The following is a 24,290-nucleotide window of genomic DNA, read 5'->3' as shown; positions in this document are numbered from 1 at the left end:
CATTTTAAAAGGCTGCTGACAATTTCATTGTCAACAGCCTGAATTCACTACATATTGTAGTGAACTTTTAATTAAATATACAAAATTTATAATTTTTTTCTTTATAATAATCAATAATTTTAGGTAAGGCTTCAACTGTTAATTCTTTACTCTTTCCATCATGCATTAAAACTACTGCTACATCCTTAACCGGTGTATTCTCCATAGAATTATCTAATTTATCAATCATTTCATCTACAGTTTTAGGTCTAGTAGAAGAAGGTTCTGCATCTCCGTTAAGGACATTCCAATCAATCCAAGTTACTCCTGCATCAGCCATAAGTTTATCAGCCTCTTCTAATCCCTTCCATGACATATGTCCTCCTGGATATCTCCATGTACTAGATTTAAATTCCTCTCCTAATTGTTTTTTTAAGGCAGTATCTGTTTTTTTCATTTCGTCTACTATTACAGTAGCGTCTCCGACTTTCTCAGGATACAATCTTTTATAATCATGGTCAAAGCTATGCATTCCTATTCCATTTTTTTCACTTACAATTCTTTTCAAAACATCGGAAGTTTCATCTTTAACATTTTTACCTTGTAAGAAAAAAGTAGCATTTACCTTCTTTTCTTTTAACACATCTAATATTTTATTTGTAGAATCATTAAAAGGTCCATCATCAAAAGTTAAAAACACCAATTTTTCTCCTGAGTATTCCTCTTTACCTGATATAATTTTTTGTATTTGCCCTGCAGAATAAATATTATTCGGTTTATTCTCCTCTTTCTTTTCCTTTTTCATCTCTTCCTTTTTTGTTATATCTTTTTCTAAATTTTTAGTATATTTTTTATTTTCAAATACTAATATAACAAATAGAATAATTACGAAAAAAATGGAAATGACTCCAAATATATTTTTAATGTTTTTAAGTTTTTCTTTCATAATCCCTCCTATTTCTATATTAACTATTTGCTAATATATCTATTGCTGTCTTTAGCTGAATATCCGTATCTAAATGCTCAATTCCATATTCTGTCGTATTTTCCGGCATTTCTACCTCTTTGTCAGGTTTTACACCTACTTCATTTATTTTTCTATCTTTAGGAGTGAAATATTCCTGAATTGTTATTTTCAAAGCTCCATTATCATTAATACCAAAAGTTTTCAATGGTGCCAATGTTTGAACTAAGCCTTTACCATAAGTAGTGCTACCAACTATAGTTGCCTTCTCATAGTCTTGAATAGCTCCTGCTAATATTTCAGAAGCTGAAGCAGAGTTATTATTTACAAGTACAACCATAGGTAAATTTTCTTCTTTTGGATCTGACTTAGAAATGTCCTCATTTCCATTTTTGTCAACGGTTTTAACAATTGGTCCTTCTGGTAATAGAAAGTCTGCAATTTCCACACATGTATCTTTCAAACCTCCAGGATTATTTCTTAAATCCAATATAATTCCATTAACCTTATCATCCTTTAAAGAATTGTACCCTTCTACAAATTCTTCATATGTTTTTTCTCCAAATTGACTAATTAATATATATCCTAAATTATCAACTTTAGAATACTCTACTGTCTTTAATTCTACAATATCCACTGTCACATTTACTTCCAAATCTTCATAGCTACCGTCTTCTGACAATCTTTTTATTCCTATTGTAACCTTATCTCCAGGTTTTCCCTTCATAATTGCCATAGCGTCATTTAATTGATCTCCTGTAAATGTTTCTCCATTTACTTGAGCTATAATATCTCCCGGTTGAATACCTGAATTAAAAGCAGGAGAACCCTTTATTGGAGAAATAACCTTTATTAGATTATCATCTGTTACAGTAATATAAACACCAATTCCGGAATATTCCCCACTGGAACTTTCTACTAATTTTTCATATTCCTCTTCTGTCATATATTCTGTATATGGATCTCCTAATCCATTGAAAAAGCCTTTATATGTTGATGTTTTTAAATCCTCATCTTTTATATCAAATAAAAAATATTCATCTACAATATCTTTAAAACTATCTAGTTTAGAAAAAATATCATACTCTTCTTTATCAATTACTACCTTATTGCCATTATCTATTGCTATTTTATTCCCTAAATAAAAAGAGCCTAATAATAGTCCTATTAAAATAACCGTTGATAAAGTTATTTTAAACCATTTTTTCATCTTTCACCTCTATAATATAATACCATATAAATATATATCTTAATAAATAGTATTATGTCTTTAATAAATCAAATTTTTCATTTCCTAGCTATTATATTACAAAAATAATTAAATATACAAATTATTTTATACTATATGTTTAAGAAAAAGGAGTTTAACTTTTTCATATAAGCTAAACTCCTTTTTTATTTTTAATTTTTATCTTTTTTAATTTGAATTCTTAAAGCTTCTATTGCTGTTTTAATAGCCAAATCCACATCTTCTACTACTTTGTTTTCCAATCCTTCTTTTACACGTTCCTGATTGTTTATACATAAAAATATTGCTGCCGCTCTTTTTCTTCTGTAACTTGAAACTATAAATAAGGTAGATGCTTCCATTTCTGATGCTAAACATCCTGCTTTTTTCCACGCTTCCCATTTATTTTCCAGTCCATAGGATACCGGTTTATTATGGGGACTATGTTGGCCGTAAAATGAATCTTTACTTTGAACTACCCCTATATGAAATAAATTTTTATTTGTTTTACAAGCATCAACTAATGAGTTAGTTAGGTCAAAATCGGAAACAGCCGGATATTCAACAGGAGTATATTCTTTAGATGTACCATCCATTCTTATTGCACCTGTAGCTATGACTAAATCTCCCGATTTTACATCTAAGTCCATACCGCCACATGTTCCTACTCTAATAAAAGTATCAGCTCCTACGTTACATAGCTCTTCAACTGCAATTGCAGTTGATGGACCACCTATTCCTGTTGAAGTTACTGAAACTTTTTCTCCATCTAAAAATCCTGTGTATGTTACGTATTCTCTTTTATCTGCTATAAGTTTTGGATTGTCAAAATATTTTGCTATTAGTTTACATCTTTTAGGGTCTCCCGGTAAGAGGACATATTTTCCTACATCACCTTTTTCTAAATCAATGTGAAATTGTCTGTCAGTTAAAAGTTTTTCCTTCATAAATATCTCCTATTGAAATAGCTTATACAAATTATAAGCATTTATCTTGGAAATGGAATTTTCTCCACCTAGTATATAGTAATCTTCTGTGGTTTTTCCTGAATAATAGGAATTTATACTTTGTGGTATATTGTCCTTTGGTAGTATTTGGATCTGTGCTCCTAATCTACCTGCAACTGGCCCCACTGATAATGCATCAGCTATATTAACTCCATTTGCACAAAATACCGTATTACTTTCTTGATGGTATATTTTATTGACTTCCACTCCTGTTGCATACCTATCGCTACCGCTAATTCGATTTACAGTAACTCCTGTGTTTTTTAATTCTCTTACTACATTACTGCCTACTGTGTTTTCACCACCAACTATAGTAACATTTTTAATATTTTCTTTATTAATGTAATTTTTAACCTGAGATGGAAGTTTATTTTGATCTGTAAATAAAACAGGCACTCCGTCCCTACTGGAAACAGACACTATATTAATTGAGTCGGCTTCAATATATCCGTTAACTAAAAATATATTTTTTGTTTTATTAGACTGCCTAACTTTTTTTGCAATTTCAATAGCTGTGTCCACTCTGCTACTACCACTTATTCTTTCTACATTGGAAGTATAGTTTTTCAAATCTTTTTCTACTTTAGAGGAAACAGCATTATTTCCCCCAATTATAACTATTTTACTTGGTGATAGTAATTTTAAAGTACTGTCTAAATTTGTATCTATTGAATCCTTATCTGCTAGTAATAAAGGACCGTTGTCGGCCTTAGTTAATGACCCCATACTTAAACCATCTGCATATAAATTTCCATTTGTTATATACACGGTATCTGTTTCACTATAAAAATTCTTTGCAATTTCTGTTGCTGTAACATTTCTATTTAAACCGGCTATTCTTTTAATATTTGAATAGTTTGAGTAATTATATGCTAATTCAACAGCTTCTAAGGCATTTACCAAACCATAGCCATAAGTCATGTTAGGTGATACTTGATTTTTGCTGTCTGTTGTAGGTTTTGCTGTAACAGATACAATGTTTTTCAATTCTGATACTGTTAGATTTCTATTTGCTTCAAGCATTAATGCTATAACACCTGAAACATTTGGTGCTGCAATTGAAGTTCCTGTCCAAAAAGAATAAATATCTCCTGGTTCACTTGTATATACTCCTACTCCTGGTGCCACTACTTCCGGTTTAATAATACTTTTACTATTATCTAAATTTGAAGGACCTTTTTTAGAAAAATATCCTATCATATTTCCCTCATCTACTGCTCCTACGGAAATAACGTCTAAACTAGATGCCGGGTACTCTATGGAACCTGCTTTAGTTTCTCCATTTTGATTATTTCCCGATGCAAATACCGGTGTTATTCCTGCAGCAATCCAAGAAGCTAACATTTTGTCAAACCATCTACTATTGGTATTTTCACCCCAAGAGTTATTAATAATATCAGGGGCCATATCAGCCCTACCACCTGGGGCTAAAAACCATTCTGCTGCTTTTAAAATATCTGAATTTTTAGTTCTTTTACCTTGAAATGCTCTTGCTGCTATCCATTGTGCTTCCGGTGCTACTCCTACGGTTTTTCCAACAGCAACGCCTGCTATAGCTGTACCATGGCCGGACATTTCTCCATCTTCAGGATATTCACTTTTGTTATATACATCAAACCAGCTATATTCAACTCCATCTGTGTTACCTCTCCAATTATCAAAGAGCTCCCTATGTTTATAATCTACTCCACTGTCTAAAAACCCAATAACCACTCCTGAACCTTTTAAATTATATTTACTATATACTTCATCTATTTTAGTATTTTTAAAATTCCATCTATTATTAGATGCAAGTTCCGATTCATCGAAAAGATTATTTTCTGTATTTAGTTTAGTTTCTTTATTTTCTTCAACATATGAAACATTTTCATTTTTAGCCAATTCTTTAATAGTTTTTCCATTACCTACAATATGTAGAGTATTAGTTATATAAAAACTTTCATATTCCTTTATATTTTCATTTTTAAGATTTTCTTCTAAAAAATCAATGATTTCCTTTTGTGATTTTTTAGCATTATTTTCTATTTCATTAATATATTTTTCTCTGTCAGATATATTTTTTTCTTTACTATCCTTTAAATCTACAACAGTTTTTATTTCCTCTGTACTTTTAATATCTACTAATACATCTACTGTTTCATTATTATTAATTTTATCAGTAAGACTATCTTCTATTTTATTTTCCTTTGCGTAACTGGTGTTAATGTTAAACGATGTTAATAAAATAGCAGCTAATAATATTTTACTTAATAACTTTTTCATTTTACTCTCCTAAATAAATTTTGCTTAAGGTTTTCACATTTCCTTCATTGTCTTCTATAATATTATAAATTACCTTATCGCCATTTTCTTCTAGTAAATCTGTTGATTTAGATTTTATTTCCTCCCCATATCTGGTTTCTTTTTTATAGGTTAGTTGAATCTTCTTTATTTTTTTATAACTGTTAATTGTTTCTAAAATCCAATCAATATATTTTGCATTGTTTACATGCTTATTTGTATCTATATCGGATTTACGAATTCTAAAATCTATTTCCCTTGTAAACTTTAAATCTTTGCTAAATTCAAATTCACCATTAATGATTTCAAGACTTTCGTCTTTCCCATAAAGGCTAATTAATTCATCAGGTACTCTTGCAGGCATCTTTCTATTTTTATTTAGTAATAGCCATTTAGATTTTGCTTGTACAAAAACATTACCATCTTCGTCAAATACTGTGAAGTTTCTGTAGGCATAAAATTTTTTAGCTCCTGCTGACACTGTTTCAATTATTATTTCATCACCCATTTTTGGTCTTTTAATAAAATCTATATCCCATTGGTAGATAACCCAAAAATAGTCGTCAAAATCATGGTTGTTCTTCATTACAATATTGGTTTGCTCTATGGAAGTTTCAATCATATATTGAACTATTGCTTGATAACTTGCCTCACCATTTTCATTACAATTAAAACTATATATTTTATAATTTTCTGAATGATACATATTTTTATTTAAATTTTTCATATTTATCCCCTAAAAAAGTTTTCTTAACTACCAGTTGCTCTCTTAAAACTAAATTGTCTAAAATATTTCTTAACTGGTCTATTGTATAAACCATACCTGTATCTTCTTGAATTTCTTTAATTAAATCAAAAAAATCATTGCTGGATATAGGTAAATAATTTTCTATTATTTCCATAATATCATTATTATCAGTCTTTAGTCTATTTTCCAGTTCAATAAATGGATTTTCCTTATGTGGTGTTGTAGTATGGGCAGCTCTTATTCTTACATACATAGTTCTTCCAATAGCGGATTCCGATAAAAAAACATCTCCTGTTTTTAAATAAGGAAGCCTTTTAGTCTGTTCAATACTTAGGTCGGTTTCTTCCTTAATAGTCTGTATGTCATTTGCCCTTGTAGTTCTAAAAATAAACTTAGTATTAAGCTGTGCCGTAATTGTACTATCTAATAGTGAAGGCCTTTGAGTAGCTAAAATTAAAAATACTCCGTATTTCCTGCCTTCTTGAGCAATTTCTCGTAAAATATATTTTGACGGCGATTCTGAAGTACCATCTTTAGATTGAGGTGCAAAATTATGTGCCTCATCTGTTATTATAAAAAATGGAGGAAAATAATCTTCTTCACTATTATTTATTATAGCATCCTTATAATTTCTTCTTTTTTCATACACTGAATTTATTAAAAATGTTGAAAATACCTGAATTATTTTTATACTTCCCTGTATAACCACTAATTTATTTGATTTTAAGGCCTCCTCGGCGTTTATTGAATTATGTTCAAATATTCCAAGTTTTTTTAATCTATCAAATCTCCATGATACACCTGCTACAGATGAAGGAGGAGATTTATCGTTTAATTTTTCGTAGGTTTCTAAAACCTTATTTAAATATTTTTTCTCTTCAATATTATCAGTAGCTTCTATTTCCTTTTTAATATTTAAAGATGAACCTAACTCTTGGCCTTTTTTCAATCTTTCAAGTCTTTGTTCAAAAGTCAATAAACTGTCTTGAGGTTTATGTAAATTATCAACTACATTTTCCATGGCCTCAGATAACCTTGAAGAAGTTTGAAGTAGATTTTTCAAATCCCTGCTGGATATTTTCTTAAAATCTATTCCAATATTTTCACCTATTGTGAATTTTGAAAATAAGTTAGTATAATCCCTTCCATAGTCGGATTTCAACTTTTCTGAAAAATCCATTTCATAATGAGGGTCCAATACTAAAGTTGGAATATTTTTATTCATTAATTCCTCTAACACAACTCTTAATCCAAAGGATTTACCAGAACCGGAACCTCCAAATATCCCTACATGAGGATATTCATGCATATCATAGAGATTTAATATATAGGGTACTTCCTTTTGCTTAATAAGCTGTTTGTTTTCTAAGGTTAACGACAAATCAACAAACTCTTCATCTATATTTTCATAAATATCATCTGTATTTCTAATTACTCCAATATTTAAACCCTTATTTAAATCTGTAGAAATAAAGTATTTTTTTACTTCTTTAAATTTAGGAATTCTACAGTTTGATCCGGTTTCTATTGGATAGTTTGCTTCCTCTAATAATCTAATTTTTCCTAAGTAAATTGTTCCATCTTCTAAATTAAATCCTAACATACTTAAGTTTTTTATTAAATTATTGTCTATAATTTCCCCATCATTTGCCATGGGAATATATCTATTATAGGTATGGACTTCAACAACTTCTCCTAAAATATCACCTTGGTCCATATCCTCAATTATTAAAAATTCATTTATCCTAAATTTCCTTGAATTTGAACCAATATATGCTTCTTGTTGGTCTGTCATACCAATTATTTTAATATCCATTAAAAACTCCTTTTAAATCTTTGGGCATTAAATAACTTTTCATAAAATTCTACATTTATATAGGTCTTTATTAATTGTTTTGTTAAATCATTTGTAATTCTTGCTTGTACATCTGCTATATCCAAGATAAAGGGAACTCCCCTACTATTTACATCGGTTATTGATGCAAGTAACGACAAGCAAAATTCTAAATATTGCTCCTGTTCTTCTAAAATATCCACCGCTATAGCTGAAGGAGCTTGACTACTTCTAAAGAAAGTCGATCTAAATCCAAAACTATCCTTACCTTTTTTTTGTTTATTTAAATATAATGCTTCTAAAGAATCTAAAGCATCAAAAATAAATTCCCTATCATATATAGTTTCACTAGTATTGTTTTCATGATTTATGTTATATATATTATCATAAATTACAGATGTTTTTATATCTTCAACTACACCTATCAATATAATATTATTTTTAATTACTAAATCCTTTAACTTAACCCATAAATTCTCTGCTAATATTCTGTATCTTATTAGAGAGCCGTCCATAATTATAATTTTAGGATTGTTTTTTATAGCTTCTATTGCAGCTTTTAATTCTATTTCGGCTAATTTTTTATCAATAATTTTCTTTTCTTCGTAAATATTGCCCTCTTCGATTAATGGGCAATATAAATCTGCAATTTCAATATTTTCATTTTCCTTAAGTCCAAAACTGGCTACTGCTTTAAACATCTGAACATAATGAGGAAAGGCTCCACCAAATTTATTCGTTGAGCCATCAACTGCTATAACTCCACCTAAATCCTTTATTTCTTTTAATTCATCAACCTTTAAGGATTTTATATTAATGTAATTTCCTACCTTGCTAAGTAAATTCCTTTTTTCATCTCTGTTATATTTATCAATAGAATAATATTTTTCAATTAAAAGATTATTTAATTTTTTTAATTCATTGCTTAATTTTTCTTCCAAAGAAATCACCTATAATTCCAAACTAATTTTGTATACTTCATTTTTGTTTAAACCATACTTACTCGTAACAGCCTTAACTGACTCCTTCTTTGACAAACCATTATTTATTTCTTCCAATAATAATTTCTTAATATCCAATAACTCTTCTTTTACTTCAGCCTTATCTAAAACTATTACGAATTCTCCTTTAATATTATTCTTATTTTTGTAAATATTATAAAGCTCATTGCAGGTTCCTGAAATTTTTTCTTCATAAATTTTTGTTAATTCTCTACAAACTACAACTTTTCTATTAGGATATACTTCAGCAAGTTTTTTTAAAGTGCTTTTTATTCTATGAACCGATTCATATATAATTGATGTCATTTGCAAATTATCCAATAATTCATAAAATTCTTTTAATTTTTTCTTCTCCCTAGGAACAAAACCTAAAAAAGCAAACTTATCATTATCTAATCCAGATGAAACCAAAGCTGTTATACTAGCAGTAGCACCTGGTAAAACCTCAAATTCCATATTATTTTCAATAAAATATTTTATTATAGTATGTCCCGGGTCCGATATTCCAGGCATACCTGCATCACTAACAATAGCAATGCTAAGTCCACTTTGTATTTGTCTTGCAATTTCTTCTGTTCTTAACTTTTCGTTATGCTCATGGTAGGACTTTAAATTATTTTTTATATCATAATGATTTAATAGTTTTACTGTATTTCTTGTATCTTCACAATAAATAACATCTACTTCTTTTAACACATCTAAAGCTCTTAGCGTTATATCCTTCAAATTTCCAATTGGAGTTGGAACTATATATAATTTATTCTCCATAATAAATCCTCTTAATCTTATCTGTATATTGGTTTTTGTCATTATAAATAATCAATGGCTTTTCAAAAACAAAATCATTTCCACTATTTTTAATAAATTTAATTAAAATCATCTTTGGTTCTTCTGTTTTTCTAGAGACTACAGGAACTATTTTTTTAGGCTCTATCTTATATTTTCTACCGTAATATAAAATATCTACAAGCCTTCTTGGTCTATTTATCATATATAAAATTCCGTTGGATTTTAACTTTAATTTTGCAAATTTAAAAATATCCTCTAATTTTAAATATACTTCATACCTTGAAATAAACTGATTTAAATCATCGTTTTTTATGCCATGATTTAATTTATAATAGGGTGGATTTGTAACTATTACATCTAATGAATCATTTTTTATTAAATCGTAACAATTGTTAATATCTTCATTAATAGGATTAATCTGGTCTTGTAGTTTATTTAATTCTATATTTTTAGATAAAATTTCAAAATTGTCCTTTTGAATTTCCACACAAGCTATATTTTTCGGTGAGTATAAATAATTCATTCTTAAAGAAATGATTCCCGTTCCTCCACCAATTTCCAATATCTTACTATTCCTCTTAGTTTTTGCAAAATCAGATAGCAAAATTGCATCAATACCAAAAGAGAATTTTTCACTATCTGTATATATTTTATATTCCGTTCCCGGTATATAGTTTAATTTCATAATATCTCCTATTTAAATTCAACCCTATCATACCATTATATTATATAAATCAAAAAAACTAAAAGTAAACCTAATAGTAATTTTAAATAAAGGTTCTATAATTTATGGTGTTGGTGAAGAAAAATGAAAATCTTCTCCAGCACCATTTTTTTATAAAAAAAGAGACATAACAACCATTTTTCCGATACAATAAATTCACTACAAAATACCAATCGGAGGTCATTATGTCTACAAGTAATTATATCTTAGATTTCTTAGGAATAAAAGATAAGAATATTAAATTTATTAAATTCAGCAATAACATGAGAAAGAACAATGTAACATATAAAGTTATAGACGCTAAACTTTCTTATACTCCTAATGTTTGTCCAATTTGTGGAAATATGGACAAGAATGCAATTATTAAGCACGGAAATAAAATATCAAATATTAAACTTCTTCCACTAAATGGAGATCCTACTATTTTAAAATTAAGAAAACAAAGATTTTTTTGTAAAGAATGTTCTCATACTTTTACAGCAAAAACCAATATTGTAGAGAAAAATTGTTTTATTTCAAATAGGGTAAAATTACATATAACTGAAAATCTAACTATGAAAATAAGTCAAAAGGATATTGCTAGGTTAAATTACGTATCTTCTAATACTGTTAGTCGTTCTTTAGAGGCTAATTATAAGGCTTTTAGAGTTAACAAGTCATATCTGCCTGAAACTTTGTGTTTTGATGAATTCAAATCCACTAAAGATGCTAAGGGCAGTATGAGCTTTATCTTTTGTAATGGTGATAGGAAGAATTTTAATATTATAGATATTGTTGAAAATCGTACTCTCCCTTATTTAACTAAATATTTTAGAAAGTTTACCTATAAAGCAAGAGCAAATGTGAAATATATTTGTATAGATATATATAAACCTTATATGTCATTAATTAAGGATGTTTTTCCTAATGCTCAAATAGTTTTAGATAAGTTTCATATTGTAAATCTTATTGGCAGGGCTTTGTTAAAAACAAGGATTGAAATAATGAAAAACTTTAGTACTTCCTCTATTGAATATAAAAGACTAAAAAGATATTGGAAGCTAATTCAAAAGGATTCTTCTAAACTTGATATAATCCACTTTAGTAAATGGACACATTTTAATAAGTGGAAAAGCACATCTGATGTAGTAAATGAAACTATAGCCGTTGATGATAATTTAAAGAAAACATATGAGGTTTATCAAATTCTTTTATCTGATATTAGATGTGAAAATTCTAAAAGATTAAGGGAACATTTAACTTTATTTAAGGATACAGTAAGTGAACAAATGGAAGTAGCTATAAACACCTTGTTAAAATATTTTGAATATGTGAAAAACACTTTAAGTACGAACATTACAAATGGACCCTTGGAAGGTACTAATAATCTTATTAAAAGTATAAAAAGAATAGCTTTTGGATATAGGTCATTTTATAATTTTAGAAATAGAGTTTTTATAATTAAAAATTTAATGAAGCCAATAGAAAATTATCAGGCAGCTATATAGCTGCCTGATATAAAAGTAGTTTGTTATTTTATTGTATACCAACACCATTTGACAAAGAACCTAAATAAAAAATGCACCTATAAGCTAGTTTTAAATCTAACTTTCTAGGTGCTTTTATTTTTTCAAGTCCTTGTCTATGTTGTGAATATATAATTCTAAATTAATTCCTTCTTTTCTATCACATTTGTTTTTTTCCGACTCAAGTATTGAATTATAAATAAAATCTGCTGCAATTCTAGTTGCTTCTACTAATTTTACATTTTTTAAAACATATCCCAATACTATTGCTGAAAAAATATCTCCTGTTCCCGGATAATTTACAGAAATCTTTTCATAAGGAATTTTAAAATATTCTTTATATATATGGTCATATCCGGCAATATAATACTTACCATTACTTGCCTTAACGCTTGTTATAACCACCGACTTACTACCATATTCACGAATACCGTCTATTAAATCAATTAATTCTGTTTTGGTATCAACAAAAACCCTATTAAATCTATTTTCCAACAATAAATATGCTTCAGTAATATTCGGAATAGTTAAGTCAGCATTGGTTATAAGCTCCCTCATAATAGGTATTCTATCTTTTTCTATTCCATTATATAGTTGCCCATTATCTGCCATAATTGGATCAACCATAACAAAAGGATTATATTCTCTATTCATATAAATAACTTTTTCAATAATATCTATCTGTTTTTCATTTAAAACAAATCCTGTGGAAATGCTATTAATGTTAAAATTAAGTTTTTTCCAAATTTCAATACATTCTTCCATATAGTCTGTAGTATCTAAAATTGCAAACTCTCCGTAATCTAAGGTGTTAGATACTATAGCTGTTGGTAGATTTAATATTCCATACCCCATATGATATAGAATTGGTGTCATAGCTGATAAAGCTACCCTACTATACCCCGGTCTATCATTTATTAAAACAATATTATTCTTACTCATTTTTTCTCCAAGTTTATTAATAAAAATGGAGCCTTTAAAGGCTCCACTTTCCCCTATTTAAATATATTATTTATAATATATTTTATTCAGCTTCGATTGAATCAGTTGGGCATACAGCTGCACATGATCCACAATCAGTACATAGGTCCGGATCTATTGAATAGATGTCTCCTTCTTCAATTGCATCAACTGGACACTCTGGTAAACATGATCCACAAGCTATACAACTATCATTTATATGATAAGCCATTACAATACCCCCTTAAATTTTTAGATATCTTAATATCTAAAAACATTATGCCATATAATAATTTTAAAATCAATATTCTGTGTCACATTTACAGGAACAATCATTACAATTATTTCCTATAATATCCTCAGCATAAAAATATTTTATTTCTTCTATATCGTCTTCAGTTAATATTTTTACCTTAATTAATTCAGTTAGAATATCAACATCATATACTTTTCCTTCACCTTCTGGAGTGTTAATTTTTGTACCTACTTTAGGAAGTTTCTTTAGTCCTTCTTCATAGCCTTCCTGTTCATATTTTAAACAACACATTAATCTTCCACAAAGACCAGAAATTTTTGTTGGATTTAAAGAAATTGACTGATCTTTTGCCATTTTTATAGATACAGGAGTAAATTCACTTAAAAACCTACTACAGCAGCAAGGTTGACCACAAGAACCAAGACCACCTATTAATTTTGCATGGTCTCTCACTCCTATTTGTCGCAATTCTATTCTTGTTTTAAAAATACTGGCCAAATCTCTTACTAATTCCCTAAAGTCAATTCTATCATCTGAAGTAAAGTAAAAAATAACTTTATTATTATCAAATGTGTATTCGCAATCTACGAATTTCATATCAAGATTATGCTCTTTTGCTTTGATCTCACATATATCCAATGCATCTTTTGCTTTTTTCTTGTTTTCTTTGTTTATATATTTATCAGCTTCATCGGCTATTCGAATAACCGGTTTTAACTCAGATACTAAGTCTTTTTCCTCTATAGTCTTTATGTTTTCAATTGCCTTGCCAAATTCAATTCCTCTAGCAGTTTCAACTATTACATCATTACCTTTTTCTATATCAAATCCATTAGGACTAAAATAGTATATTTTACCTGCCCTTTTGAAGCGTATTCCTACTACTTCGACCATTTTGTTCCTCCATTATATATAATAAAAGCTCTTCATTTGAGAGCTGAAAATTTACATTAATTTTAAAATTATTTTTAATTTCCAAAATTTTATCTAAAATTTTTAATATATTTTCATTGTTAAAAACATCTATATCTTTGTATATATTAATATTATCTTTATATATGATTTCTTCTATATCCTTTGTATTTTTATAAATTAATAAATCATGAAAAAAATTATAGAAGTAAGTATAAATATCATAGGAATCATCTTTGTTTTCATTAAAATAATCCTTTGATCTGGCTAATTCTAAAAGTTCCCTATTTATGCTGTTAATTAGTATATCATTTAATTGATTATTCTTCCCACCATATAGTTGTACATTATTTTCCAAGTTTACTACTTGACATCTTGAAATAATGGTTTTAATAATTTGTTCTTCATTATTTGTAGTTAAAATTATTTTTCCATATTCCGGTGGTTCTTCTAGTATTTTAAGTAAGGCATTTGCAGATTCCTTCCTGAAGAATTCCGCATTTCTAATTAAAACAAGTTTATATTTACCTTCTACTGGACTTGTACTTAAAAATTTAATAACATTTCTAATTTCTGCAATTTTTATATTCTTATTATCTGGTAAAACCTCTAAAAAATCCACATAGTTTCCAGATAAAAACTTTTCGCCTAATTCCAAACCTAGTAAATCATAAATAAAGGCTTTAGTCTCCTCTTCTAAAATATTTTCAGAGCTTGAAACAAAAAGATACGCATGAGAAACTGTATTATTCAATAATTGCTCTTTTAATATTCTATTTTTTAAAACCATTAAAAACTCTCACTTTTCTCCATGTTTAAAACAAAAACATTTGCGTTGTAAGATTTTTTATCATCCGGTTCTTTTAGTCTATTTTCACTAATATCTTTAAATATTTTTAATATCTCATCTAATTGTTCATCTTTAAAACCAATAATTAAGGTTGAGTTTCCTTTTTTCAAAGCTCCTCCTGTAGAGGATATTTTTGTACATCTAATTTTTTTAACTGCTAATAATTTTGTTATATCATGAGATATATCATCTTCAACTACTGCTACAATAAATTTCATATAATCACCTAAAACCTATAATATTCTTCAACATCTAAAATAAAAACAGTTGCACCACCAATTGTTACTTCTACCGGATATGGCATATAGGAATCCGTAGGCATTGTTATATTTAATAATGATGAATCTGCTGTTCTAGCTTTACAATCCTCTTCAATTATTTTTAAACATTCCTCTACTCTTTCATCTTCAACACCAATTAAAAGAGTACTGTTACCAATTTTTAAAAAACCGCCTGAAGAAGATAATTTGGTCATCCTAAAATTATTTTTTGCTAAATCTTCCCTTAATAAGTATAAGTCTTGATCTTGAACTATTGCTATAATTAACTTCATTATTTCCTCCTAATTCTTTCAAGAATAATATTTAAACAATTTGAAAATACTTCTTCAATGCTTTTAGTTGCATCTATTTCTACAAAATTATCATTTTCATGATATTTTTCAAATATATCCATATATCCTTTATATACCCTTGAATGAAAATTTTCATCTTCCAATTCCATTCTATCTGCTTCAAATAAAGCATTTTTCCTCTTTAAAGTAGTTATTGGATCTACCTTAAAAAAAAGTACCAGATCTGGATTTAAATTATTTGTAGCAAATTTATTTATTTCAAATATTTCTTTAATGCCTAATTTTCTTCCTGCTCCTTGATAAGCTAAGCTAGACAAAACGTATCTATCGGATAAAATAATATTACCCTTTTGCAAATTTGGATAGATTACCTCTTCAACTAATTGAGCTCTAGATGCTGCATACAATAAAGCCTCTGTCCTATAAGTTAATTCTTTATTATTTTTATCTAATATTATATCTCTTAACTTTTCAGATATTGCAGTTCCACCCGGTTCTCTTGTTTTTATTATCTTGTATCCTTTTTCAACAAGGCTATTATAGACCATATTAATAATTGTCGTTTTGCCTGAACCATCCGGTCCTTCAAAAGTAATAAACAATGAATTCTCTCCTCCGATTATATTTATATTATACTATAATTTATAGTTGAATACATAGGACGGTTATTTCATATTCAAATCTTATAAAACTAATGTTACTTTTATATTTAAAACCTACCTTTAAATAATATTGCATAATCCAATAATTTACAAGAATTTTAGTAATAATATAGAATTTATATTAAAATATGTACTGTTTTATCTTAAAAACAAATAAAAAAGCAGATATGTACTTACACCATATCTGCATATATTAAATTAAGCCTCTGTTGAGAACTTAGCTGAATTTAATTTTATTCCAGGTCCCATTGTTGAAGAAATGGAAACTGATTTTAAATATTTACCTTTAGATGATGAAGGTTTAGCCTTAATAATAGCTCCCATTAAAGCATTTATATTTTCTGATAATTTTTCCTTACCAAAAGAAACTTTACCAACTGGAGAATGTATTATATTAGCTTTATCAACTCTATATTCTACCTTACCAGCTTTAATGTCTTTAATAGCGTCAGCTACATCAAAAGTAACAGTTCCTGACTTAGGGTTAGGCATTAGTCCTTTAGGTCCTAATAGACGACCAATTTTACCTACAACACCCATCATATCTGGAGTTGCTACTGCAACATCAAAATCAAACCAGTTTTCTGTTTGAATTTTAGCTACTAAATCTTCTCCGCCAACATAATCAGCGCCTGCTGCTTCTGCTTCAGCAACCTTATCGCCTTTTGCAAAAACCACAACTTTTAATGATTTACCTGTACCATGAGGTAAAACCATAGCTCCCCTTACTTGTTGATCAGCATGTCTAGAATCTACTCCTAATTTAACATGTAATTCAACTGTTTCATCAAATTTAGCCTTAGCTGTTTCTAAAACTAAATCTACTCCTTCATCTAAATCATAAGCTTTAGTTCTATCTATTAATTTAATACTATCTTGGTATTTTTTTCCTCTTTTTGCCATTATGAACCTCCTCGTGGTATTATCGAATTTTTTCTCCCACTAATTTTATTCTTCTACTGTTATACCCATACTTCTAGCTGTACCAGCTACCATTTCCATAGCAGATTCTACTGATGCTGCATTTAAATCTGGCATTTTTATTTCTGCAATTTTCTTAACTTGATCTTTTGTTAATTTTCCAACCTTTGTTTTGTTAGGCTCTCCAGAAGCCTTATCCAAATTTAATTCTTTCTTGATTAAAACTGGAACTGGTGGAGTTTTAGTTATAAATGTAAAAGATCTATCTTGATATACTGTCAAAACTACCGGTATTATCATACCTGCTTGATCAGCTGTCTTAGCGTTAAACTCTTTTGTGAATTGCATTATATTAACACCATGAGGTCCTAATGCAGTACCTACTGGTGGAGCTGGAGTTGCCTTTCCAGCTGGAATTTGTAATTTTACTATTGCTTGAACTTTCTTTGCCATTATAGTCCTCCTTAAAACTAATGTGGTTTGGCGGGTTCCCCCTCCCACTTGAATCTATATCGAACGAATTATTTCAATTATATTCAAATTTATATTTTTTCAACGTCATCAAAGTCAACTTCCACACTTGTATCTCTTCCAAAAATTGATACAAATGCTTTAACTTTTCTTTTCTCTGCGTTAATTTCTTCAACTGATCCGACGAAATCTTTAAAAGCTCCAGAAACAATTTTTATTGAATCTCCAACTTCTACATCTAAATCCGGCATTGTAATATTTTCAACACCAAAATCTCTCATTTCTCTATCAGTCAATGGAACAGGTTTTGAACCTGGACCAACGAAACCAGTAACACCTCTAGTATTTCTAACTAAATACCAAGAAATATCATTGATTATCATTTTTATAAAAACATATCCTGGGAAGAGTTTTCTCTCTTTTGTCTTTTTTACGCCACCTACTACCGATACATATTCTTCTGTTGGTACCATTACCTCAAAGATATCGTCAACGTATCCTCTATTTTCTACCATTTTTTCTATGTTTGCTTTTACTTTATTCTCATGTCCTGAATAAGTATGAACGACATACCATTTAGCATCCTTTGCTCTATCTTGTATATCATTATTTTGCTCTGTCATAGTAAAGGCCTCCTTCCCTACTCTTATTAATCTTAATTCTTATTTAGAAATTAGTTTATATAAGAAGTGGAAAACAGAATCTAAACCAAATACTAACAAAACAACTATTAAACATACAATTACTACTACAATTGCATAGTTTAAAACTTCCTTAGGTGTAGGCCAAATAATTTTTTTCCATTCTGACATAACACCTTTAGCAAAGCTCTTCTTTGCTACATTTTTTTGTTGAGCCAAATCGATCCTCCATTTCTAACTATCTAGTTTCCTTGTGTAGAGTATGACTTTTACAGAATTTACAATATTTTTTAAGTTCTATTCTATTAGTTGTATTTTTCTTATTTTTCATAGTGTCATAATTTCTATTTTTACATACAGTACATTCCAAAACTACCTTATCCCTCATTTTGCACCTCCTAAGAAAAATTTAAATAGAGTTTTTACTCATATTCATACTTGATTAATTTACCACAAACTAGCCATTTAGTCAATAATTTATTAGTTATTAAATTTAAAAAAAATATAAATACAATGCTAAATTTTTATTTTAACTCTTATCAAGTATTATATTATAAAATATAGAAAAAAATATATATATTCATATTATCGATATATAAAAATTTTCTAGTAGATTTGCTTATTTTTACATAAGGTAAATTAATATTTATTACTAATTAGTGTTTAAAGTTTTTCAAGAGGGTATACTTATTTACGTGACTAATAATAAATATTAATTAAGGAGAATTTCAATGAATAGTAATTTATTAGAAATAGAAAGAAAAAGAAGATCAATTTATAAACTTGGAAAAAATCTACCAATATCGGAAGATGAAATAATAAATTTAATATCCGACATTGTTAAAAATGCACCTTCTGCATATAACTCCCAAACCGGTAAAATATCAATATTATTAAATGAAAACCACAATGATTTATGGAATATTGTTGAAAATACTCTAAAGAAGAAAATGGGTCCGGATAGGGACTTTTCTAAAACTAAGGCTAAAATAGATGGTTTTAAAGCTGCTTACGGTACAATTTTATATTTTGAAAATAAAAATAAAGTAAAGGAACTACAAGAAACTTTTTCATCATATGCTGACAAATTTCCACAATATAGCCAACATTCATCTGCTATATTACAAATATTAATTTGGTTAGGCCTTGCAGAACAAAATATAGGTGCAAATTTACAACATTATAATCCTATAATAGATAATGAAATAAAAGCTAAATGGGATATCCCAAAAGAATTTGAATTAGTTGCACAAATGCCTTTTGGTGAAATATTAAGCCCGGCAGGAGAAAAAGAATTTGATAATATAGACAATAGAATTAAAATATTTAGATAATTTAAACCAGATGAAAATTTCATCTGGTTTTTAATATTTTTTGTCTAATCTCTTAAAAATTATAACACCCACTATATATTGAAAGATAAGATAGATAATAAGATATGTCCATAATATTTCTATTCCTTCTATTAAGTCTAACATTAAGACTATAGTTGAAGTTATAAATGATAAAAATATTATAATAAGCCCTATTATATAGGTATATCTTCCCGATATATTTCTTAAATGCTCTTTTCTCTCATCCTCTAATTCGATTTCTCTTAATTCTCTTCTTTCTTCATATTTTTTAATATTCTTCCCCCTTGTCCAATATATATATCTGATACCCCCTCCTAATCCTGCTCCTATAAAAGCAAAACCAAATATTATTGACTCATATTTAATAGTATAAAACAATGTACTAATGAGTATCAAAATTCCTAATATTAGATATATTAAACTAACTATTAAATTATTCTTTTTCATACATTTTACCCCTTTTATGAATAAATACTTCTTCAATTGACTTTCCAAAAAAATCAGCTATCGTAAAAGCTAATTCCAACGAAGGGTTATATTTTCCCGTCTCTATGGAACTAACAGTTTGCCTTGAAACTCTAATTACTTTTGCAAATTCATCTTGACTTAATTTAAATTCCTTTCTAAATTCTTTAACTTTGTTTTTCAACTTACCACCTCTTTTGTCAAGGTTCCTTTACATTTTCCCACAAAAAAAGATGCTTTTCAGCATCTAGTTTTCTTAATCTTCCAGATCATCATCTTCTATGAATTCATCATAATCATCATAGTCGTCATAATCATCGTCATATTCAAATAAACATTCTTCTACGTCTGAAAGGTCATCATCCATAAATGTTAAGTATTCTTCAACATCTTCAACATCATATGATAAAGCTTCAACTTCTTCTGCTAAATCATCTAATACATCGATGATACCTAGTAAAAGTTTACCTGTTTTACCATCTTCTTCTACAGATATTCCTTCCGCTAGTCCTCTTAAATATGCAATATTTTCATAAATATTATCCATTTTGAACCTCCTTGTTTTTATACTCTTGATAAGTATTCGTTAGTTCTTGTATCTATTTTTATTATATCTCCTTCATTAATAAATAAAGGAACTAATACTGTTGCTCCTGTTTCTACTGTTGCAGGTTTTGTTGCCCCTGTTGCAGTATCTCCTTTTACTCCTGGTTCTGTGTGAGTTACTTCTAATTCTACAAAATTTGGAGCCGCAACAGAGAAAGGACTTCCTTGGTAGAACTTAATTGTTGCATTATCATTTTCCCTTATATAATTTATAGCATCGGAAACTCCTTCAGAGTCTATTGGAACTTGCTCATAACTTACTGGATCCATAAAATAATATAATGATCCATCATTGTATAAGTATTGCATTTCCTTAGTTTCTATTCTCGCTTCCTGATATTTTTCTGATGGGTTAAAAGTTATATCTTTATTAGCACCAGTCATTACTGATTTGATTTTTGCTCTAACAAAAGCAGCACCTTTTCCTGGTTTAACGTGTTGAAAATCTATAATTTGCCAAACATCGCCATCCATTTCAAAAGTAGTACCCTTTCTAAAATCTCCTGCTGATATCATATGTACCTCCTAAATATTTTCTTAATTAATTATATCAATAGAAAGAATGCTTAACAAGTTATCTTGCACATTCTGAATCTTTTCCTTTTAATATATTAAGTCCATGGTCTAATTCTGTAATAATATATTCTAAACTTTCTCTTACTGCCTTTGGACTTCCCGGTAAATTAATTATTAAAGTGTTGTTTCTAATTACTGATGCCGCTCTTGAAAGCATGGCTCTTTTAGTAATTTGTAAGCTAAATTGTCTAATTGCTTCTGATATTCCAGGTACTAATTTAGTTGCTACCTTAATTGTAGCTTCCGGTGTAACATCCCTTTTACTAAATCCGGTTCCGCCTGTAGTTAAAATTAAATCCACTTGGTATTTATCTGCAAACTCTATTAATTTATTTTCTATGGTACTCTGTTCATCTGGAATAATTTCATAAATTGCTACTTGGTATTTATTTTCCAATAATATTTCTTTAATAACCTTACCGCTTAAATCTTCTCTTTCGCCTTTACTCCCTTTATCGGATATGGTCAATATAGCTGCTTTAAACATTTTACCTCCTACGGAAATGCATTAATAATATGCTCAATAATATTTTCATCTTCTATAATTTCTACTATGTCAAATCTTGGTTGAAAATCATATAGATTATTTATTTGAATAAAGGATTCTGCTGTAGAAATAATCTTATTTTGCTTGTTTAAAGTAACAAAATCCCTTGGATATCCAAATTTAGTATTTTTCCTTAATTTTACCTCTACAAATACAAGATATTCATTGTCCTGTAAAATTAAATCAACTTCTCCGGTTCTTGTACTAAAATTTCTTTCTATATAATTATACCCTTTGTTTAGCAAAAACTCTAATGCAAGGTTTTCACCTTTGTTTCCTATAGTTTTAGAATTCATACTATTTTTTCCCTAATAATTTTTTTAAAAAACTATGTCGATGTATAGGAGTTACTCCTAATTCAAGTATTGCTTCCCTATGTTTCTTAGTTCCATATCCTTTATTGTTTAAAAAGTCATATCCCGGATATTCTTTGTCAAAGTCAATAAATAAATTGTCCCTATAAACTTTAGCAACTATCGATGCACAGGCTATTGGATAACAAATATCGTCTCCCTTAATTAAAGATTCCTGCCTTATATTTAAATCTATATTCTCTGCGTCTATAAAAGTTACATCAGGTGAAAGATTTTTCCCATTTTTATCTTGTAAATTTTCTACAGCTATTTTCATTGCAAGTCTTGTTGCTTGTTTTATATTGATTTCATCTATTGTTCTTTCGTCTACTACACCAATTCCTATAGCAATAGCCTCTTGTCTTATTTCTTCATCTAAGGCTATTCTTTTTTTCTCCGTTAATTTTTTAGAATCTTTTATTCCTTCAATAAATTTATCATTTGGCATTATAATAGCACATGAAACTACCGGACCTGCTAATGGTCCTCTTCCAACCTCATCTACACCTGCTATTTTGAAATTATTATTGTAGTATTTTGTTAAATCATACTCGAACATCTATATCCTCTACTTTTTCTAAAGTAATATTACCTAATATACCCTTTCTAAATTCATCTAATACAATATTGGCTGTTTTAGTGTAATCTATTTCCTTACCCTTTAAAATAGCACCTCTTCTCAATGCTATTTCTTCCATAATTTCCAATGTAGATTTATTGTCTGTCTTAATATTATATCTAGTAGAAAGTATTTTAGGATCTATTTTTTGTAAAGTTTCTATTAGTGAAAAGGCTAAATTGTCCACATCCATTATTTCATCTTTAATTGCTCCTGTATAGGCTAAATTAAGTCCTGTTAACTTATCTTCAAATTTAGGCCATAAAACTCCAGGTGTATCCAATAGTTCCATATTTCCAGATGTTTTTATCCACTGATTATGGCGAGTTACCCCTGGTCTATTTCCAACTTTGGCTGATTTTTTATTGGCCAACCTATTAATTAATGTTGATTTTCCAACATTGGGTATTCCCACAATCATCAATCTAATCCTATCTGATAAAATATTTTTTTCTTTGTTTTTTTCAAACTTTTCCCTTAGTTGTGAACGACAAGCCTTTTCAATATTTTTAACACCATAGCCTGTCATAGAATTTATCATAACAGTTTCATGGCCTTCTTTTTTAAAGTATTCCATCCATTTTTCATTTTCCTTTTTATCCGATAAGTCCATTTTATTCATTAATATTATTCTAGGCTTATCGCCTAAAATTTCATCTATTAATGGATTTCTACTTGAAATAGGTATTCTGGAATCCAATAATTCTGCAACAATATCCACTAATTTTAAAGATGCTTTTAAAGAATCAATGGTTTTTTTCATATGTCCAGGGTACCAATTTATGTTCATATTATTCATAATTTTTTCCTCACAATATAACTAATTTAAAAGTTTAATACTCTATATTTAAAGTTTAATATAAAAAATTAAATACCTCAATTATATATTTCTAAATATTAAAAAATATTTTATCTCTAAAATAAAGATTTTAACCTTCCTTATTTTTATCTAATCTGACCATTCCCTCTTAGAAAATACTGAAATTACAAGTAGGTCCTAGACAAAGGCTTTGATTGGCTGCATGTTTCATGAATCTGTCTATATGCTATTTTCATTTACATAAAAAAAGCGCTATTAATAGCGCTCCTATTAGAAGTTCTTATATTCTTTAACTTTTGCAGATTTACCTACTCTATCTCTTAAGTAATATAATTTAGATCTTCTAGCTTTACCTTTTCTTGTAACTTTCAAGTTTTCAATTCTTGGTGAATGAATTGGGAAAGTTCTTTCAATTCCTGTACCATAAGCTACTCTTCTTACAGTAAAAGTTTTTCTTGAACCAGTTCCTTGAATTTTAATAACTGTTCCTTCAAACTTTTGAACTCTTTCTTTTCCACCTTCAACAATTCTATAGTCTAATACTACTGTATCACCAACATTAAAATCAAAACTGTTTTCTCTTAATTGTTCTTGTTCTATTTGCTTGATTATATCCATTTGTAAATCCTCCTAATTTATAAAT

General features: G+C 28.4%; 32 protein-coding genes. 2 read left to right on the top strand and 30 right to left on the bottom strand.

The window, feature by feature from the left end:
* Positions 1-67: 67 nt before the first annotated feature.
* The 9 genes from JFY71_RS08490 to JFY71_RS08450 all read right to left on the bottom strand — a co-directional run bounded on the left by JFY71_RS08490 (position 68) and on the right by JFY71_RS08450 (position 10,515).
* A complete protein-coding gene (locus JFY71_RS08490; RefSeq protein ID WP_243660379.1) occupies positions 68-925 on the bottom strand; it encodes a polysaccharide deacetylase family protein in 858 nt (285 codons plus the stop codon).
* A gap of 19 nt (positions 926-944) precedes the next feature.
* Complete coding sequence (locus tag JFY71_RS08485) at positions 945-2,153, bottom strand: S41 family peptidase (RefSeq protein ID WP_243660378.1); 1,209 nt, start codon at positions 2,151-2,153, stop codon at positions 945-947.
* Between the two features lie 191 nt (positions 2,154-2,344).
* Complete coding sequence (gene udp / locus JFY71_RS08480) at positions 2,345-3,118, bottom strand: uridine phosphorylase (RefSeq protein ID WP_243660377.1); 774 nt, start codon at positions 3,116-3,118, stop codon at positions 2,345-2,347.
* A gap of 9 nt (positions 3,119-3,127) precedes the next feature.
* Positions 3,128-5,440 (bottom strand): S8 family serine peptidase, encoded by a 2,313-nt coding sequence (locus JFY71_RS08475; RefSeq protein ID WP_243660376.1) that lies wholly within the window; start codon positions 5,438-5,440, stop codon positions 3,128-3,130.
* 1 nt (position 5,441) lies between these two features.
* Positions 5,442-6,185, bottom strand: coding sequence for an acyl-[acyl-carrier-protein] thioesterase (locus JFY71_RS08470; RefSeq protein WP_243660375.1), 744 nt, complete (start codon positions 6,183-6,185; stop codon positions 5,442-5,444).
* Positions 6,169-8,022, bottom strand: a complete 1,854-nt coding sequence (locus JFY71_RS08465; RefSeq protein WP_243660374.1) for an ATP-binding protein — start codon at positions 8,020-8,022, stop codon at positions 6,169-6,171. The genes JFY71_RS08470 and JFY71_RS08465 overlap by 17 nt, the downstream gene beginning before the upstream one ends.
* Positions 8,022-8,981 (bottom strand): DNA double-strand break repair nuclease NurA, encoded by a 960-nt coding sequence (locus JFY71_RS08460; protein WP_243660373.1) that lies wholly within the window; start codon positions 8,979-8,981, stop codon positions 8,022-8,024. The genes JFY71_RS08465 and JFY71_RS08460 overlap by 1 nt, the downstream gene beginning before the upstream one ends.
* 9 nt (positions 8,982-8,990) lie before the next feature.
* Positions 8,991-9,809: a 16S rRNA (cytidine(1402)-2'-O)-methyltransferase gene (gene rsmI, locus JFY71_RS08455; protein WP_243660372.1), complete on the bottom strand. Its 819-nt coding sequence runs from the start codon at positions 9,807-9,809 to the stop codon at positions 8,991-8,993.
* Complete coding sequence (locus JFY71_RS08450; protein ID WP_243660371.1) at positions 9,799-10,515, bottom strand: tRNA1(Val) (adenine(37)-N6)-methyltransferase; 717 nt, start codon at positions 10,513-10,515, stop codon at positions 9,799-9,801. The genes rsmI and JFY71_RS08450 overlap by 11 nt, the downstream gene beginning before the upstream one ends.
* A 224-nt stretch (positions 10,516-10,739) precedes the next feature.
* Here JFY71_RS08450 and JFY71_RS08445 point away from each other — a divergent pair, with 224 nt between their 5' ends.
* Positions 10,740-12,041, top strand: coding sequence for an ISL3 family transposase (locus JFY71_RS08445; protein WP_243660222.1), 1,302 nt, complete (start codon positions 10,740-10,742; stop codon positions 12,039-12,041).
* Between the two features lie 114 nt (positions 12,042-12,155).
* Here JFY71_RS08445 and JFY71_RS08440 read toward each other — a convergent pair whose 3' ends face one another.
* From JFY71_RS08440 to rpmG, 12 genes are all read right to left on the bottom strand, one after another.
* Entirely contained in the window at positions 12,156-13,001 is an 846-nt protein-coding gene (locus JFY71_RS08440; RefSeq protein WP_243660370.1) for a pyridoxamine kinase, read from the bottom strand.
* 82 nt (positions 13,002-13,083) lie between these two features.
* Entirely contained in the window at positions 13,084-13,251 is a 168-nt protein-coding gene (locus JFY71_RS08435) for a DUF362 domain-containing protein (RefSeq protein WP_243660369.1), read from the bottom strand.
* Between the two features lie 69 nt (positions 13,252-13,320).
* Positions 13,321-14,169, bottom strand: a complete 849-nt coding sequence (locus JFY71_RS08430; RefSeq protein WP_243660368.1) for a PSP1 domain-containing protein — start codon at positions 14,167-14,169, stop codon at positions 13,321-13,323.
* Positions 14,129-14,977 (bottom strand): DNA polymerase III subunit, encoded by an 849-nt coding sequence (locus tag JFY71_RS08425; RefSeq protein WP_243660367.1) that lies wholly within the window; start codon positions 14,975-14,977, stop codon positions 14,129-14,131. Before JFY71_RS08425 ends, JFY71_RS08430 begins: the two co-directional genes overlap by 41 nt.
* Positions 14,977-15,255 carry a cyclic-di-AMP receptor gene (locus JFY71_RS08420; RefSeq protein WP_243660366.1) on the bottom strand — a complete coding sequence of 93 codons (279 nt, stop codon included), beginning with the start codon at positions 15,253-15,255 and terminating at the stop codon, positions 14,977-14,979. The genes JFY71_RS08425 and JFY71_RS08420 overlap by 1 nt, the downstream gene beginning before the upstream one ends.
* 8 nt (positions 15,256-15,263) lie before the next feature.
* On the bottom strand, positions 15,264-15,590 hold the full coding sequence (locus JFY71_RS08415; RefSeq protein WP_243660365.1) for a cyclic-di-AMP receptor: 327 nt from the start codon (positions 15,588-15,590) through the stop codon (positions 15,264-15,266).
* Positions 15,590-16,213, bottom strand: a complete 624-nt coding sequence (gene tmk, locus JFY71_RS08410; protein WP_243660364.1) for a dTMP kinase — start codon at positions 16,211-16,213, stop codon at positions 15,590-15,592. The genes JFY71_RS08415 and tmk overlap by 1 nt, the downstream gene beginning before the upstream one ends.
* 258 nt (positions 16,214-16,471) lie before the next feature.
* The gene (gene rplA / locus JFY71_RS08405) at positions 16,472-17,176 is read right to left on the bottom strand and encodes a 50S ribosomal protein L1 (protein ID WP_243660363.1); all 705 of its coding nucleotides are present in this window, start codon (positions 17,174-17,176) and stop codon (positions 16,472-16,474) included.
* A gap of 45 nt (positions 17,177-17,221) precedes the next feature.
* Positions 17,222-17,647, bottom strand: a complete 426-nt coding sequence (gene rplK, locus JFY71_RS08400) for a 50S ribosomal protein L11 (protein ID WP_243660362.1) — start codon at positions 17,645-17,647, stop codon at positions 17,222-17,224.
* 89 nt (positions 17,648-17,736) lie between these two features.
* On the bottom strand, positions 17,737-18,288 hold the full coding sequence (nusG, locus tag JFY71_RS08395; RefSeq protein ID WP_243660361.1) for a transcription termination/antitermination protein NusG: 552 nt from the start codon (positions 18,286-18,288) through the stop codon (positions 17,737-17,739).
* A 39-nt stretch (positions 18,289-18,327) separates the two neighbouring features.
* A complete protein-coding gene (gene secE, locus JFY71_RS08390) occupies positions 18,328-18,525 on the bottom strand; it encodes a preprotein translocase subunit SecE (RefSeq protein WP_243660360.1) in 198 nt (65 codons plus the stop codon).
* A 19-nt stretch (positions 18,526-18,544) separates the two neighbouring features.
* Positions 18,545-18,694, bottom strand: coding sequence for a 50S ribosomal protein L33 (gene rpmG / locus JFY71_RS08385; protein ID WP_243660359.1), 150 nt, complete (start codon positions 18,692-18,694; stop codon positions 18,545-18,547).
* Positions 18,695-19,037: 343 nt separating this feature from the next.
* Here rpmG and JFY71_RS08380 point away from each other — a divergent pair, with 343 nt between their 5' ends.
* Entirely contained in the window at positions 19,038-19,640 is a 603-nt protein-coding gene (locus JFY71_RS08380) for a nitroreductase family protein (protein ID WP_243660358.1), read from the top strand.
* Between the two features lie 30 nt (positions 19,641-19,670).
* Here the strand turns inward: JFY71_RS08380 and JFY71_RS08375 are convergent, their stop codons facing one another.
* From JFY71_RS08375 to rplS, 9 genes are all read right to left on the bottom strand, one after another.
* Positions 19,671-20,108, bottom strand: a complete 438-nt coding sequence (locus JFY71_RS08375) for a hypothetical protein (RefSeq protein WP_243660357.1) — start codon at positions 20,106-20,108, stop codon at positions 19,671-19,673.
* Entirely contained in the window at positions 20,095-20,310 is a 216-nt protein-coding gene (locus tag JFY71_RS08370; RefSeq protein ID WP_243660356.1) for a helix-turn-helix transcriptional regulator, read from the bottom strand. The genes JFY71_RS08375 and JFY71_RS08370 overlap by 14 nt, the downstream gene beginning before the upstream one ends.
* Before the next feature lie 72 nt (positions 20,311-20,382).
* Positions 20,383-20,673: a CD1247 N-terminal domain-containing protein gene (locus JFY71_RS08365; protein WP_243660355.1), complete on the bottom strand. Its 291-nt coding sequence runs from the start codon at positions 20,671-20,673 to the stop codon at positions 20,383-20,385.
* Positions 20,674-20,690: 17 nt separating this feature from the next.
* Positions 20,691-21,248 (bottom strand): elongation factor P, encoded by a 558-nt coding sequence (efp, locus tag JFY71_RS08360; RefSeq protein ID WP_243660354.1) that lies wholly within the window; start codon positions 21,246-21,248, stop codon positions 20,691-20,693.
* A gap of 58 nt (positions 21,249-21,306) precedes the next feature.
* On the bottom strand, positions 21,307-21,795 hold the full coding sequence (gene mog, locus JFY71_RS08355) for a molybdopterin adenylyltransferase (protein ID WP_243660353.1): 489 nt from the start codon (positions 21,793-21,795) through the stop codon (positions 21,307-21,309).
* An 8-nt stretch (positions 21,796-21,803) separates the two neighbouring features.
* Entirely contained in the window at positions 21,804-22,151 is a 348-nt protein-coding gene (locus JFY71_RS08350; RefSeq protein WP_243660352.1) for a YraN family protein, read from the bottom strand.
* Position 22,152: 1 nt separating this feature from the next.
* Positions 22,153-22,767 carry a ribonuclease HII gene (locus tag JFY71_RS08345; RefSeq protein ID WP_243660351.1) on the bottom strand — a complete coding sequence of 205 codons (615 nt, stop codon included), beginning with the start codon at positions 22,765-22,767 and terminating at the stop codon, positions 22,153-22,155.
* Positions 22,754-23,617, bottom strand: a complete 864-nt coding sequence (ylqF, locus tag JFY71_RS08340) for a ribosome biogenesis GTPase YlqF (protein WP_243662154.1) — start codon at positions 23,615-23,617, stop codon at positions 22,754-22,756. The genes JFY71_RS08345 and ylqF overlap by 14 nt, the downstream gene beginning before the upstream one ends.
* Before the next feature lie 300 nt (positions 23,618-23,917).
* The gene (gene rplS, locus JFY71_RS08335) at positions 23,918-24,265 is read right to left on the bottom strand and encodes a 50S ribosomal protein L19 (protein ID WP_243660350.1); all 348 of its coding nucleotides are present in this window, start codon (positions 24,263-24,265) and stop codon (positions 23,918-23,920) included.
* Between the last annotated feature and the right edge of the window lie 25 nt (positions 24,266-24,290).

Source organism: Miniphocaeibacter halophilus (assembly GCF_016458825.1).
In the GTDB taxonomy this organism is placed as follows: Bacteria; Bacillota; Clostridia; order Tissierellales; family Peptoniphilaceae; genus Miniphocaeibacter; species Miniphocaeibacter halophilus.
This window is presented reverse-complemented; position numbering and strand designations above follow the sequence as displayed.